Genomic DNA, 13,340 nt, shown 5'->3' with positions numbered 1-13,340 from the left:
GCTCTTAATGACAACAGATGCTAACGCAGCCGTTTGTAAAAAGATTACAGATGGCAAACCAGGCTGCGACCTTTTAGGCGGCACTTGGGATAGCCAAAACAACTGTTGCCGACTCTAAAGTTGGCAACTATTTTAAATCAAAACCAGGCAACAACTGGTTTTTTTTAGACCAACCGCCATCCTTTATGTCTCTTACCTTATTCCTAAAGTTCAGGACTTAAATTGATTTACAAAAAATAGACTTATAACTCGTATATTTCCCAAATAAAACTCATCATCCTCAAGCTACCTAATGTCTAAAACTTCTTAAGAATAGTAATATTTCGTGCATTATGGACACATTGATATTCTTGTACTATTTTTATAGACGGAACTAATTATGAAACCTAATCCGCTAAACAAGCAGAAAATGTCAACCGCTATCCCAACTTTTTTGACCCCCAATAAACTTAAAATAGCTCAGTTGCAACTTACACTTAAAACTCCTTACCAACTGATTGATACTGCTTTCAATCTTGAAACAGCCCTTCAACCATTTCAACAAGCAAAAATAATCGGTATAGACTGCGAAACGACAGGGCTTGACCCCTACCAAGCCAAAATTAGATTGTTACAACTTGCCATTCCCGGCCATCCAGCGATCGTTGTAGATTTATGGGCCATTGAACCGAGTTCCCTCGAACCATTACGCTTGCTCCTAGCCAGTCCTGCACTCAAAGTAGGTCACAACCTCAAATTTGAATGGCAAATGCTCGCTTCTGCCGGACTGGAACCATCCAAACCTTTTTTCGATACCTATCTGGCTTACCGAGTGCTGACGGCTGGACTAAAATGCCATTTGTCTCTAGAGGCTGTCACTGAGAATTTGTTGAAAGTAAAGCTAGACAAAACGCAGCAAGTTAGCGATTGGTCGGGAAATTTAACACTCGTTCAACTGCAATATGCTGCTACCGATGCTGCAATTTTACTCCCGCTGGCTGCTGCTTTGCAACAAAAATTGAAAGCTTCTAAGCTTTGGAAAACTGCTTTACTAGAGTTTTCCTGTCTGCCTGCGGTGGCTTCTATGGAACTCAACGGAATGCTTTTAGATAGAGAACAGTGGAGAGTTTTTGGAGTGAAACTCTGTCATCAACGCGACTCTCTTTTAAAACAAATTAATTTGCAACTCCATCGACCTAACCCTCATCAACAAATCTCTCTGCTGCCGGAATTTACGGATACAATTAATCCTCGCTCTCCCAAGCAAGTCTTAGCGGCTTTGCAAGAAAAAGGCATTCCTGTTACTTCCACTAACTCTCAACATTTAATTCCTTTGCAAAGCGAGTATCCCGTTATTCAAGCACTGTTAGAATATCGCAGCTTATCTACTCGTATCGACACTTTTACTCTGGGTTTACCAGAACACATTCACCCGATTACAGGACGCATTCATCCCAATTGGTTTCAGATTGGTGCTAGATCAGGACGGTTTAGTTGTCGAGAGCCAAATTTAACGAATATCCCCAGAGACAAGAAAACCCGACAGTGTTTTAAAGCTGCACCCGGTTACGTCCTGCTGAAAGCCGATTACAGCCAGATTGAACTGCGAATCATGGCGAAGGTTTCCGGCGACCGCACGATGGTGAAAGCCTATTCTCAAGGGGAAGATTTGCACTCTCTGACCGCTTCTTTGGTGCTGGCAAAACCCTTATCGGAAATTACTCTCGAAGACAGACAGCTCGGTAAAATTATTAACTTCGGTTTAATTTATGGCATGGGAGCACAGAAATTTAAGAATATGGCTCAAGCACAGCATGGAGTCACTTTAACGCTGCAACAAGCTTCACACTTTCGTAAGAAGTTCTTTGAATCCTATACAGGTATCAAACAATTTCACGGCAAAGTTCGGAACGCCTGGAGCCGAGGTATTCGAGAGAGTCGGACAGTCTTAGGCAGAAGGAGATTATGGTCAAAAGATACTAAACCGCTGCTTAATGAGATGCTAAATAACCCAATTCAAGGGATGAGTGCTGACATTACTAAACTCGCTCTTGCTCTACTTTTTCTGCCTCTGAGCAGCACTGGTGGTAAACTGATTTGTGTCGTTCACGATGAAATTTTAATAGAGTGTCCTCTTGAAGAAGTGAGGCCAGTTAAAGCCTTGCTTAAAAAATGTATGGTGAGAGCCGGGAATAAATTTCTCTCTCCGATTCCTTGCGAGGTAGAAATTAAGGTCATGGAAAGTTGGGGAGGGTAAGAGATTAACGGAGAAAGATTGGGAGTGGGGAGGGGAGAAGCCGCACCGCAGGCATTGCTGTGAAAATTCCACTTCCTCACCACTCCCCATTCCTCACTTCCCTAACAGTCGCGGCACGATTCTTTATCAATAAGAACAATTTGATATCCAAAAAATACCTGTATGTCCCATAAAATCATGAGATAAAATTTGTCGGAGAGCGTTAAATAAACCGTATTGGTTTATCATGCACTCAAGTTTTATCGTAAGCAGGTGGCTGATACTCGAATAATTCTTGCTCTCCCGCCGCAAATTTAGATCGATCGCCCCCAGAAGCAGGTCGAGCAAAGGACGCTTTGTTGCGAATCCCCTGGATATCTTCAGAAGAACGCTCAGACGACAGCACAAACTGAGTTCTCTGATAACGCAAATGGGCCAATTCAATTGAACCGGGTCGTCCTTCACAATAGGCTCGTTCAGCACAGCGTTTAACTGCGATCGCAATTTCAGCACTCGTTGCTCCGGCATAATCAGATAGTAGCGAATACCACTGCCGATCGGTCCAAAGGTTCTCTTTTCCTTCCCCAAACTGCTCTGGGAAATACTTAGCTAAGTGCAAATTGAAAATCTCATAGCGAGCGCCGCTGTGTGGCAAATCCACAAACCAAATTCCGCCGTCGTCAAATCTGCGGATAAGTTCAGCCGGCAGCATTTCTAAGCGGTTAACAGTAGCTAACATTAACACGGGGCTCTCATGTTCCTGCATCCAGGTGAGCAATTTCTGCGACAGTCGCCTAGCTACACCGCCATCAGCATTTGATTCCCAGCCAGAAAAACCCTTGTCAAAATCGTCAAAGAACAACACGCAGCCGCCCAAATTATCTGCTGTATCCAGCATTTTGTTGAGAGCGCGATCGGGATTAGAGGAACCTAGAATATTGCCCCAACTTGCTGCTAAAAGCGCATAACCTAGCTTCTTAGCAGCTAGCTTTGCACTCAAACTTTTGCCCGTCCCCGGCGGCCCCCACAGCAGCATTCCTTTGGGAGGTCTGAGGTGATATTTCTTGGCATCAGCTTCTGACAGCTTTACGACTTCGCTCAAATAAGCGTCTAATAAATCTAAACCGCCAGCATGAGGCACGTCTGGAGAAGCAATGAACTCCAACCCCTGGTCTCGAAGTTGCGATATCTTATGCTCTAATACCAACTCAGCGATATGGACAACTGAAGTAGTCACCGATAGCGATCGATCTAACACTAATTCAATTTCAGCCTGTGGCAGCCCTAGACTAGAAACAGCCAGCCGTTTTTTAGCAGCTACCGCATCTGAACCCCAATCAAGGGAACAATTGCGATCGCAAAACTTATTTACAAGAACTTCGACTTCAAAGCGATCGGGTAACGGACATTTTAGCAGAGGAATTAGTGGACTTAGCCTTGATGGCAATTGAATGTACTCGCCCAAAAGTATCCAATATTGGTTGGCCCAACGCCCTTTCAGCTCGGCTGAACGCCCTTTCAGCTCAAAAAATGCGTTAGCCAATTGAGAATAACGGCGGACAAGAGGCTGTTCGCTACTGCCTGACTCCAAAATGTCCTCTAACAAAAAGATACCGGGGCAGTCATTTTCCAGCAGAAATTGCAGGACATCATTCTCCACAGATAGCTCAGTTTTGCAGAGGACGCATTCACTATTATACATCTTTGAAAAAGCATCTGAAATGCTTGTCATGTTTGAGTGAAAACCTAAATTTGGGAGATGTTTATCGAAACACTGCACCTGTTGAAGAGTTGACTGCACCTGTTGAAGAGTTGACTGCACCTGTTGAAGAGTTGCATAGCCAGGATTCCAATAATAAACAGGTAAACAACACTCATTAGCGTACTGATGAAATGATGACAAGATTGTTTGGCGATCGGCACTGTAATATTCGAGGGCAATAATGGGAGTTTGAATAACTCTTAAGTTAGACCAGTTATTGAAAATCTTCATGCGTTATACACCACTACTTACAGGAGATTTAACATAAAATTTAACTAATGTAATTAAAATTTAACTTCCTGCTAATGAGCGAAATTCTCCCCCTCAACTGGAGGGGGTCATTGTGCCTAACGGCACTCATAAATTGATGTTATGTAAGTTAAATTGTCAATCATGGCCACAACTAAAAAACAAACAGCAGCCACTCCAAATCGCTCTCAGTCACCAGTGCCTGCTCAATCAAAACCGCCCGAAAAACAGAACAGTCAAACAGTCGGCAGTAACAATGGAGCTAAATCAAAACCTCAACCTAACCTCAGCTCCGAGCAACTTGCTGTCGAGCTAGTCAAACAGATTCGCAATACAATTCATAAGAAGTACGGTGTGACAATTCAGCGTCGCGATAGCCGTATTTCGACAAAGGTTGGCCACGCAATTCGCGAAAAACTGGGATTGGATATTCAAGCTCAGTTGAACAAGCGCAACGGCAATGGCAATGGTAAAAAGTTCGACTGGCAAGAGTGGAACAATACTGTGTTTCCCAAGCTAGTTGGCCGGCCCGATGAACTCAAGTATGATGTCGAAGTTGTTGCTTTAGCGATGAGCCAACTTTACGATACAATTGCTGACAATCCACAAGCTGCCATTGCCGATTTAATGGAGTTCAATGCTCAAAGCTTAAAGCGTCGCAACGAGTTAGCTAAATCCTCTGAAGAAGATACTGAAGAACTCGATGAGGATGACGATGATGACGATGAAGATGATGACATACTCGATGAAATTGATGAGGATGACGATGATGACGATGAAGATGAGGAAAGCGATGAGGATGACGATGAGGAGGATGATTTTAGTCTAGACGAAGACGAGGAATTTGAGGAAGACGACGAATAATCGCTAAAGTTTGATTAGAATGCTCTGCTGAAAAAGCAGAGCATTTTTTTGCCTCTATCGAGGCCTTTTCCACGAATTGCGATTGAGGGTAATGATTGTCGCCACCGTCCGAATCAGGACGCTCTGGGAAGCAGACCCAACAAATTCACAATCAAGGAAGTTTTGACCTTGATTGTGAATTTAATTTTACCCACTCACCCACCCACTAATTTTTTTGAATTAATTGTAATTAGCAGACTGCCGTCGCTTTAGTTGTGAAGAAAAAACACGCTTGAGGGTTAATCATGGCTAATCGCAAATCAGCTCCAACTCCGATGCAAAAGCAATTTGCAGAAACTCTTGAAGAACAGCGCTTCGAGATGTTTTTGCACGTTGCCCGCGAGTTAACGGGACGTGCCAAACAACGACAGTTGCAGAAAGGTAAAGCTCTTGACTGGGAAGCGTTCAATACTTGGTTTAACAAGCAATATGAAGGCTACTCGGCTGACGAGATGCTTGAAGAAATCTTGAGCAACGTTTACTGGCTTTCATCTGAGCAAGCAGTGATTGACTTGCACTTCCGTTATATCGAATCGGCAGTCAAAGCTTCTCACAAGAAAAAGGCAACTGACGATAATGAAGAGATTGATGATTTTGTCAAGTAATCAATGATGACCCCCCATAAAGGGGATAAAATCCTGCTCAGAGCAGGATTTTATTTGCCCGCCCACCCACCGCATCAGTTCGATTTGCGACATTTATGATCGCATTCTCAGAAGGATTTAGTTAACAATACTCCGGACAGTTTTGGAATAGAGACGCGAGCGACCGTCCACAAAAAAGTCAGTGGAATTTAAATCCTCAAAGCAGAAAAAAAGACACTCTTTAAGTTAAGCTTAAAAAAAGTGAGCTTAACAGACTGCCTAATGAATATTATTGAATCCATCTTACAACAAATGTCAGGGGTTAGTCAAGCCCAAAAGAAGTTTATGGTGATTTTATTTTCCACCATTTTACTTGTTTATGGTAAAGTGAATTTTACCAATCTGGCCCGTTACAGCTCATTGAGTGAAAAGACCTATCGCCGCCACTTTTTGAAAAACTTTGATTTTCCCGAATTTCACAAATAGTTTATCAAGAAAGCCTTGAATCCTGAACGAACAATTATTGCTGTAATCGATTGTTCATTTATCAAAAAAAGTGGCAAAAAAACCGAAGGAAAAGCTACTTTTTATAATGGTGTGGCTGGCAGACCAGAAGAGGGATTAGAAATTTCCGTAATTTCTGTGGTCGAAGTTGAAACTCATTTATCTTATAGTGTGAGTGTCAAACAAACACCCTGGCGTCCACCCACAGAACTACCCAAAAATCCCCTCACTGTTAGAGGAAAAAACAACTCAAAAAAACCGACTAAAAAAGAGGCGTCCCAAAGCTCAACGCCTGAATTAACAAGAGTTGACGACTATGTTCAGCATTTAAAAGAAACTCGTTCTTTATTGCCAGAATCTGTACGTTATTTGGTAGCTGACGGTTATTATTACCGCGCTAAGTTCTGGGATGCTGTCAGAAGTTCTAATTTAAATTTTATTAGCAAATTACGGTCTGACGCTAACTTAAATTACCTCTATACAGGTGAAAGAAATAAACGGGGTGCTCCTCGCAAATATGATGGGAAAGTAGACTGTAAAAACTTAAAAGATTTAACTTTTATCAAAGAAGTTAAGCCGGGGGTTAAGCTTTATTCATTAGTAGTATGGAGTGTTTGTTTAAAATGTAAAATACGTTTAGCTTGCCTTGGAGAAGTTCAACCTAACGGTAAAACTAAAAATATTTTATTGTTTAGCACTGATCTTGAGCTGACAGGTGAGCAAATACTTGAGTATGATCAGGCTCGTTTTCAAATTGAGTTTATTTTTCGTGACGCCAAACAATTTACGGGTTTATCCTCTGCTCAATGTCGTAGTAGTCAACGGCTTGATTTTCATTTTAATGCCAGTCTAATTGCTTTGAATTTAGCCAAATATGAAGCTTATAATCGTCACTCGTCTCCGGCTCCCTTCGTGTTTTCAATGGCCTCTTATAAACGCCGGGAATTCAATATACATCTACTTTACACCTTTATTAACAAGTTAGATTTAGACCCTAACTTAATTTTAAATCACCCTAACCTCCCCTCCGTCCTATCCTATGGTACTCTCGCTGCTTAAAAACTGTCCGAAGTATTGAGTTAATAGCGCTTGGAGTAATAACTTAAATGTCATTCTGAACCATTGACGGAGTTTACCATCGAGCGTAGGAAAGCTTCCGCAAGTAAGGCGAATAATCTCAAACCTTTGCAACACAGTTACAAAGCGTAAGTTATGGTTAATTGGTTTTATCCGAGAATGTAGGTTGCTCAATAAGTCAGCGTAAAACCGTTTGGCAATAAATTAAATGACTGTTTTTGTTAAAAGGCTTTGATATTAAACGCGAGCGCGTTTGAGAGATGTTCCACTTGCAAATTATCATCATCAGAAATTTGGGTTTGAAACCCCGTCCTTCGCTTGACGGCTTTACAAAGATTTTACATTGAGTCTAGCACAATATCACAATCGAAGTGTTAGACTGTGAGCATGACACTCAAAGCCTTCAGCTATCGATTCTACCCAACTCCGGAACAAGAGAGTTTGTTGCGACGGACAATGGGTTGCGCTCGTTTAGTATACAACCTTGCCTTAGCCGTAAGAACCGAGGCATGGTACAAAGACCAAAAACGGGTAGGGTATGCTGAAACCTCTTCAATGCTAACCGAATGGAAGAAAACAGAAGAGTTAGATTTTCTGTCGGAAGTTAGCTGCGTACCGTTACAGCAATGCTTGCGACATTTACAAACGGCTTACACCAATTTTTTTGATGGGCGGGCGAAATATCCCAATTTCAAGAAAAAACGCAATGGTGGTAGCGCAGAGTTTACCAAATCTGCTTTCAAGTTTAAGGATGGACAAGTTTACTTAGCAAAGTGTGCCGACCCGTTGCCAATTCGTTGGAGCCGGATGCTACCTGTCGGTTGCCGACCATCAACCATTACGGTGAAGCTTTCACCCTCTGGTAGGTGGTCAGTTTCCCTGTTGGTGAATGTTGAAATTGAAGCATTACCTCAGTCAGGCAGTCAAGTTGGTATTGACTTGGGCATTACAACTTTACTCGCTCTTAGCACTGGTGAAAAGATTGCCAATCCCAAAGGATTCAAGGCAAAATATCGCAAATTTAGAAGAGCGCAGAAAGCTTTAAGCCGGAAACAGAAAGGGTCAAACAACCGTTACAAAGCACGACTCAAAGTAGCGAAAGTACATCAAGAAATTGCTGATGCAAGAAAAGATAACCTTCACAAGTTAACAACGCGGTTGGTGCGCGAAAACCAAACCATCGCCGTCGAGAATTTGGCTGTGAAAAACATGATTAAAAATCCCAAACTTGCCCTTGCCATAAGTGATGCAAGTTGGGGCGAATTGGTCAGGCAACTTGAATACAAGTGTGAGTGGTACGGTCGTACTTTAATTAAGATTGACCGATGGTTTCCGAGTTCAAAACGGTGTGGTAATTGCGGACACATCGTTGACAAGATGCCGTTGAATATCCGGGAATGGGATTGTCCTAATTGCGGGACACACCATGACCGAGACATCAACGCGGCAAAGAATATTTTGGCGGCAGGGCTTGCCGTGTCAGTCTGTGGAGCGACCGTAAGACCTGAACAGAGTAAATCTGTTAAGGCAGGTGCGAAACCCCGTAAGGGACAGAAGCAGAAACCTAAATCGTGAGGTTTGGGAATCCTCGCCGTTCTACGGCGGGGTGGATGTCAAGTACGAACGTATTCAGCATTTTCTCACCCTCACAATTGAAACTGTGGTAATTTTTGGTTACGGTGGCTTAATTGTTCACTATCTCGCTACGCTGTTAGCATCGAAGCGGATGAATCCTTCTGAAAAACTCTCAGCAGAACTTGCCCCAGATTTTGTGCCTCTTCTCAATGAAATTGTTTCCTTTCCTGCTGTTGCCGAATGTGGAGCAACTCCAGAACCCACAGAAGAACAGCGCCTCACCTCTTCGCTACAAGTTCAAGCCGAATTTGCTTCTAATATTCAACTCGATACCGACACATTAAATCTACCCTTCATTCAAGTCGATAGCCTGACTCTTCGACAATGCCGCACCGTTATTCGAGCGCTCAATTCCACTCTCCCACGAAGTGAGCATATTCGCATTAAACTCAACAAAAAAGATGTGCCAGCAGATTCGTTAAAATTTCAAATTAAGAAGCACTTTGAGCATCGACCGCAGCAAGTTGTCTCCCTAATTGAGCAAATTTTGAGAGTTAGTTAGCACGCTCGGAGAATCAACGACTAAATTAGTGTTCTTTTTCAAAAAAACTTCTGGTAACGAGTTGATAGAAAGTTTTTTTGAATGCACCCTCCTTTTCCTGACCAAGCTATTAGTTACTTTCTTCAGCGCCAATGGGAATCAGACCCTTGCCAATCTGTTCGCTCAACTCGTTGAGACTCAATCCCCGTTCAATTGTGAGCGCACGAATTTCCTCCATCCTACCGACATTACCTAGATATAAGCTACATAGCAGCATATCTGCCGGCAGCGAAGATTTTTTGTGCGGTTAATTGCAAGTCAGGAAAGATTGATGAAATAAGCCGATCGTCATTTTGAAACAACTGTTTTTGATACTCGTCCTCTCGCAACGTACAAATTGTAAGTGTCGGCTGTTTTGGTTTGCCAATATATTCTCTGCCACCAATACCCAGATAGTCAACAATCCAATACTCAGGCACTCCTAGCAAAGCGTAATCTTCAACGAAAGCGGGCGTAATCGTTCTGCCAGTTGGTGCTAACGACTTCAGCAATCAGTTTAATTGAAGAACCTGATGTAATTACAGGTTCTTGTTGCCACAAAGGTTCATTAATTAGTCGAGTTTCATCTAATACCAGCACATCGGGGCGAAAAGCTGTTGCTGTTCCTAATAATTTGATGAGACAGCGAGGGGGGATAAAGTAGGGTAGATCCAGTCTGTCAATTTCTACATTCAGTTTTCGTCCCAAAAACCCGGATACTTGTTCGTGTGGCCCTGTTGGTTCCATTTCGGTTAATTCACCATCAATCAGTTCGTAGCAATCGCTGTCGCCGTAGTTTTTAATAAATTCATCAACAGTTATAGGTTTTGGAGGTGATTGAACCATTGTGTTTGTTCCTCATCCGACGGCAATGTACATCTTTATTCAAAGCCTCGCTATACCTGAAAGGTTGGCTGTGGGTTGTTTGCGACTTTGTTCCTCAGCATCAGTCAAAGTAATCGTGCGCCTGCCAATCTGCTCGATCAACTCGCTCAAACTCAATCCGCGCTCTCTGGCAATAGCGCGAAAACCTTCCCACCCCGCAGATGTTACTTGAATGTTCCTTTGCTTCTTTGGCTCCTCATATCGAGGTTCGCCTCCGCCTAACTTCAAATTAGCCAGAGAGTTGGGGTGGAGCTGCGTTCCTTTTCTTGGGGGCATTTGGCAACATTATCCTTTCGACTTTTTTTTTATTATCCCACATTATTAATTTGTTTCCATGTTACTATATAAAGTATGGAATAAACCTATACCAGCAAAACCCTTCAAGCTGGTGTCTGGCTTTATTGCTGGCAAGTTAAGGGCTGACTTATTTCAGGAGGCACAAGGAAATGCACCCAACTCAGGAGACATCGGACAACGAGCAGCGTCAACCGTTCGTAGTTTTGCTCGGCCCTACTTCCAAGCGCCGCCACACTGTTGCGGATTCGCTGCGGATTGACCCAGAATTTAAAGCGCTTATCCCTCCTTTGAGTGCGATCGAGTTTTCTACCTTAGAAGCCAGCATTCAAGAGAAAGGATGTCGGGACCCGTTAGTAGTCTGGACTGAGGAAAAAATTCTCATCGACGGTCATCACCGCTATGCTATTTGTACGGCGCGCGACATCCCCTACCAAACCGTAGAGATGTCTTTCGAGGACCGGAATGCAGTCAAAGCCTGGATGCTCCTCAATCAACTGGGCCGTCGCAATCTCACGTCTGAGTCAGTCAGCTATTTGCGCGGCACTTGGTACGAGCTCGCCAAACAGTCCCGCGGCGGAGACAGAAAATCAAGTGGTCATTTTGACCACTTGAAAACAGAAGAAAAGTTGGGGGCGCTTTTCTTGGCATCCCCAAAGACAATTCGCAGGGACGCTGAGTTTGCTAAAGCAGTAGACACCCTGAGTTTTATTGGAGGAGAGGATATGAAGCGGAAAATACTGACTCGCTCTGCGGGGATGACCAAGAAGCAGGTCATCGCTTTGGCAAATGACGCTCGCAGCCGTCCGGCTAAGGTTGCCAAAACTTTACAGGAGTTTGAGAACAGGCGCGACCGACAAGTAAAACCTGAAGGCGAACCCGCCATCGCCCACCACCTGACGCTCAAAATTGGTTCTTTAGTCGAAGTGTACGCGCCAGATCGCGAAGATGTTAACGGCAGGTTAGGCCGCATTCAGTCAGTCGGGGAGAAAACTGCCACTGTGTGGATGCGACACATCCCTACCATTACCATGCAGTTATACACCTTCAAGCACTCGGCTCTCACTGCTGTACCGCTAGACAATCAACCGGGACTTCAAGAAATTTGCGATCGCACTGACCGACTTCACAAATTAGGAAATCTAGATCCGTTTGAAGTCTAAATTTTGAACTTGTTAGAAAGAGCAACGGTTCTTACTCCCACCGAATTGCAGTATTTAGAACAGATTGAGGATAGACACAAACTTGATTGAGTGCCTCATGGTGTTGCTGAATCAAATATTCGGGGAGATTTGCAGGCGGGGCTTCGTCGTAATAGTAGATAAATAGATAACCGATGATGCTGTCGCTGTGTTCTAATAACCAGCAGAAAGAAAGGGGTTTTTTGATTTAATTGATGACGTATTTTTCAAATTCAAAGTTAGGTTTGACTAGCATTGAGGGGTCGATCGATTCGCGTTCAGCAGCGAATGCTTGCCAGAGGGGGGCGAGATCCTTTGCGTCGGTTGCGGTGGCTCTTCCGGTGGCTGTAAGGGGCGATCTGGCGATCGGCATAGTTGTGGCTGTCATAGTTTTTGGGGAGTGAATTTGCTCCGAAGGTGAAAGCCTTCTATTGTGTATTGGGATTTTGCAGGGTATTTTTACGCAAAATCGGAGTTTTTGTAATAAAAGTTAATATATAGGACTCAAAGAGGAGGGCCCAGAAACCGGGGTTTTTACGAAAATACTGAATTACAGTGTTGAATCTGCTGAAAAACCCGGTTTCTTTAGTTGGCGGGTGCAGGAGTGGAAAGCAGGCTATCTCCTCAATCAAGGAGAGGATGGAGGAATAGAATCAATATTTGCCAAAGCAAAGTTGAGCATTTCTTCTGCCCGATCTATTGTTTGCACTGCGTCTGTTTGTGAGATTTGTATATCAGCGTTATAATCAGCTTCTAATCGAGTTTTTTGAGCATCTATTAGGTAACGATGGAACTGCACCGGAACCCGCCCCGAACGAGCAAATTTTTGACCGAAACCGGCGATGACAGCGGAGTGGTGAGAATAAGATAATTTCTCTGACTCTAAAAATGCAGTGACTGTGTAAAACATCACATAATAAGCGCGGGAAGCGGCAGAATCAAAAAAGCCTTGCTCACATAAAACCCGTGCAGCCTGCAAAGTTCTATCAGCTTTATCAAGTAACCTTTGTTGCTCTGGGTTCATATTGGGACTCCTTCGCGACGGATATTGCGAAAGAAACCGCTTTCATAGTCTTGGTACTTCTGAAGGGTGGCAAACATACAGCTAATCACGACGGTATGTTCTAAGCATATATCGGCAATCAAAACAGAAATACGCTCGCTTTCTTGGGAGTAATTGAAGGGTTCTTTGAGAAGGATTAATATATCAATATCGGAGTCCGGTCTAGCATCGCCTCTGGCTTGGGAACCATAGAGAATGATTCGGATTAACTGTTCGCCATAAAGATTTTCTAATCCCTGGCGGATTTGGGCAATAATTTCTTTGAGTTGAACATTGATCGTTGAAGTTGGCATAGTTGTTTATAAGCCAATCGATGATTTTTTTAGCTAAGATGTTGGCAATATACCAATTATACTGGCAAATGATGCTCGCAGTCGTCCGGCTCAAGTTACCAAAACTTTACAGGGGCGGTGCCGTTCGGTAAAACCTGAAAAGCAAGCTGCCATCGCCCACCACCTGACGCTCAAA

14 protein-coding genes and 1 pseudogene are annotated in these 13,340 nt (G+C 43.4%); 8 read left to right on the top strand and 7 right to left on the bottom strand.

The genetic code is table 11. From position 1 onward, the window contains the following. The first annotated feature begins 379 nt into the window (after window positions 1-379). Entirely contained in the window at window positions 380-2,236 is a 1,857-nt protein-coding gene (locus JGK20_RS00170; RefSeq protein ID WP_293228626.1) for a bifunctional 3'-5' exonuclease/DNA polymerase, read from the top strand. A gap of 232 nt (window positions 2,237-2,468) precedes the next feature. Here the strand turns inward: JGK20_RS00170 and JGK20_RS00165 are convergent, their stop codons facing one another. After that, window positions 2,469-4,208 (bottom strand): ATP-binding protein, encoded by a 1,740-nt coding sequence (locus tag JGK20_RS00165; protein ID WP_293228623.1) that lies wholly within the window; start codon window positions 4,206-4,208, stop codon window positions 2,469-2,471. A 162-nt stretch (window positions 4,209-4,370) separates the two neighbouring features. Here JGK20_RS00165 and JGK20_RS00160 point away from each other — a divergent pair, with 162 nt between their 5' ends. The 6 genes from JGK20_RS00160 (at window position 4,371) to JGK20_RS00135 (ending at window position 9,431) form a co-directional block, all read left to right on the top strand. Further along, on the top strand, window positions 4,371-5,090 hold the full coding sequence (locus tag JGK20_RS00160) for a hypothetical protein (RefSeq protein WP_293228620.1): 720 nt from the start codon (window positions 4,371-4,373) through the stop codon (window positions 5,088-5,090). Between the two features lie 284 nt (window positions 5,091-5,374). Further along, window positions 5,375-5,734, top strand: a complete 360-nt coding sequence (locus JGK20_RS00155) for a hypothetical protein (protein ID WP_015179737.1) — start codon at window positions 5,375-5,377, stop codon at window positions 5,732-5,734. Window positions 5,735-5,995: 261 nt separating this feature from the next. Next, on the top strand, window positions 5,996-6,199 hold the full coding sequence (locus JGK20_RS00150) for a hypothetical protein (protein WP_293228612.1): 204 nt from the start codon (window positions 5,996-5,998) through the stop codon (window positions 6,197-6,199). Window positions 6,200-6,214: 15 nt separating this feature from the next. After that, the gene (locus JGK20_RS00145) at window positions 6,215-7,276 is read left to right on the top strand and encodes a transposase (RefSeq protein ID WP_293228609.1); all 1,062 of its coding nucleotides are present in this window, start codon (window positions 6,215-6,217) and stop codon (window positions 7,274-7,276) included. A 405-nt stretch (window positions 7,277-7,681) separates the two neighbouring features. Then, window positions 7,682-8,869, top strand: a complete 1,188-nt coding sequence (locus JGK20_RS00140) for an RNA-guided endonuclease TnpB family protein (protein ID WP_293228606.1) — start codon at window positions 7,682-7,684, stop codon at window positions 8,867-8,869. Beyond that, a complete protein-coding gene (locus tag JGK20_RS00135) occupies window positions 8,826-9,431 on the top strand; it encodes a hypothetical protein (RefSeq protein ID WP_293228603.1) in 606 nt (201 codons plus the stop codon). Before JGK20_RS00140 ends, JGK20_RS00135 begins: the two co-directional genes overlap by 44 nt. 109 nt (window positions 9,432-9,540) lie before the next feature. On the opposite strand, the gene JGK20_RS00130 is transcribed toward JGK20_RS00135, so the two are convergent. The 3 genes and pseudogenes from JGK20_RS00130 to JGK20_RS00120 all read right to left on the bottom strand — a co-directional run bounded on the left by JGK20_RS00130 (window position 9,541) and on the right by JGK20_RS00120 (window position 10,610). Next, a complete protein-coding gene (locus JGK20_RS00130; RefSeq protein WP_293228600.1) occupies window positions 9,541-9,687 on the bottom strand; it encodes a hypothetical protein in 147 nt (48 codons plus the stop codon). Continuing rightward, a pseudogene (locus JGK20_RS00125) lies at window positions 9,674-10,295 on the bottom strand (Uma2 family endonuclease). The gene JGK20_RS00130 and the pseudogene JGK20_RS00125 overlap by 14 nt, the downstream one beginning before the upstream one ends. 39 nt (window positions 10,296-10,334) lie before the next feature. Next, a complete protein-coding gene (locus JGK20_RS00120; protein ID WP_293228597.1) occupies window positions 10,335-10,610 on the bottom strand; it encodes a hypothetical protein in 276 nt (91 codons plus the stop codon). A gap of 170 nt (window positions 10,611-10,780) precedes the next feature. Between JGK20_RS00120 and JGK20_RS00115 the strand changes: the two genes are divergently transcribed. Further along, complete coding sequence (locus JGK20_RS00115) at window positions 10,781-11,791, top strand: ParB/RepB/Spo0J family partition protein (protein ID WP_293228594.1); 1,011 nt, start codon at window positions 10,781-10,783, stop codon at window positions 11,789-11,791. Between the two features lie 226 nt (window positions 11,792-12,017). Here JGK20_RS00115 and JGK20_RS00110 read toward each other — a convergent pair whose 3' ends face one another. From JGK20_RS00110 to JGK20_RS00100, 3 genes are all read right to left on the bottom strand, one after another. Continuing rightward, a complete protein-coding gene (locus tag JGK20_RS00110) occupies window positions 12,018-12,197 on the bottom strand; it encodes a hypothetical protein (protein ID WP_293228592.1) in 180 nt (59 codons plus the stop codon). Window positions 12,198-12,437: 240 nt separating this feature from the next. After that, window positions 12,438-12,833, bottom strand: a complete 396-nt coding sequence (locus tag JGK20_RS00105) for a HEPN domain-containing protein (RefSeq protein WP_293228589.1) — start codon at window positions 12,831-12,833, stop codon at window positions 12,438-12,440. Then, on the bottom strand, window positions 12,830-13,165 hold the full coding sequence (locus JGK20_RS00100) for a nucleotidyltransferase domain-containing protein (RefSeq protein WP_293228586.1): 336 nt from the start codon (window positions 13,163-13,165) through the stop codon (window positions 12,830-12,832). The genes JGK20_RS00105 and JGK20_RS00100 overlap by 4 nt, the downstream gene beginning before the upstream one ends. Window positions 13,166-13,340: the final 175 nt, after the last annotated feature.

Origin of the sequence: Microcoleus sp. PH2017_05_CCC_O_A, from assembly GCF_020738785.1 — a bacterium.
GTDB lineage: Bacteria > Cyanobacteriota > Cyanobacteriia > Cyanobacteriales > Microcoleaceae > Microcoleus.
This window is presented reverse-complemented; position numbering and strand designations above follow the sequence as displayed.

Coding starts and splice junctions, on each gene's coding strand:
- JGK20_RS00130 (WP_293228600.1), bottom strand. CDS start 9,687: ATGCTGCTATGTAGCTTATATCTAGGTAATGTCGGTAGGATGGAGGAA.
- JGK20_RS00150 (WP_293228612.1), top strand. CDS start 5,996: ATGAATATTATTGAATCCATCTTACAACAAATGTCAGGGGTTAGTCAA.
- JGK20_RS00160 (WP_293228620.1), top strand. CDS start 4,371: ATGGCCACAACTAAAAAACAAACAGCAGCCACTCCAAATCGCTCTCAG.
- JGK20_RS00100 (WP_293228586.1), bottom strand. CDS start 13,165: ATGCCAACTTCAACGATCAATGTTCAACTCAAAGAAATTATTGCCCAA.
- JGK20_RS00110 (WP_293228592.1), bottom strand. CDS start 12,197: ATGACAGCCACAACTATGCCGATCGCCAGATCGCCCCTTACAGCCACC.
- JGK20_RS00105 (WP_293228589.1), bottom strand. CDS start 12,833: ATGAACCCAGAGCAACAAAGGTTACTTGATAAAGCTGATAGAACTTTG.
- JGK20_RS00170 (WP_293228626.1), top strand. CDS start 380: ATGAAACCTAATCCGCTAAACAAGCAGAAAATGTCAACCGCTATCCCA.
- JGK20_RS00140 (WP_293228606.1), top strand. CDS start 7,682: ATGACACTCAAAGCCTTCAGCTATCGATTCTACCCAACTCCGGAACAA.
- JGK20_RS00115 (WP_293228594.1), top strand. CDS start 10,781: ATGCACCCAACTCAGGAGACATCGGACAACGAGCAGCGTCAACCGTTC.
- JGK20_RS00120 (WP_293228597.1), bottom strand. CDS start 10,610: ATGCCCCCAAGAAAAGGAACGCAGCTCCACCCCAACTCTCTGGCTAAT.
- JGK20_RS00165 (WP_293228623.1), bottom strand. CDS start 4,208: ATGAAGATTTTCAATAACTGGTCTAACTTAAGAGTTATTCAAACTCCC.
- JGK20_RS00155 (WP_015179737.1), top strand. CDS start 5,375: ATGGCTAATCGCAAATCAGCTCCAACTCCGATGCAAAAGCAATTTGCA.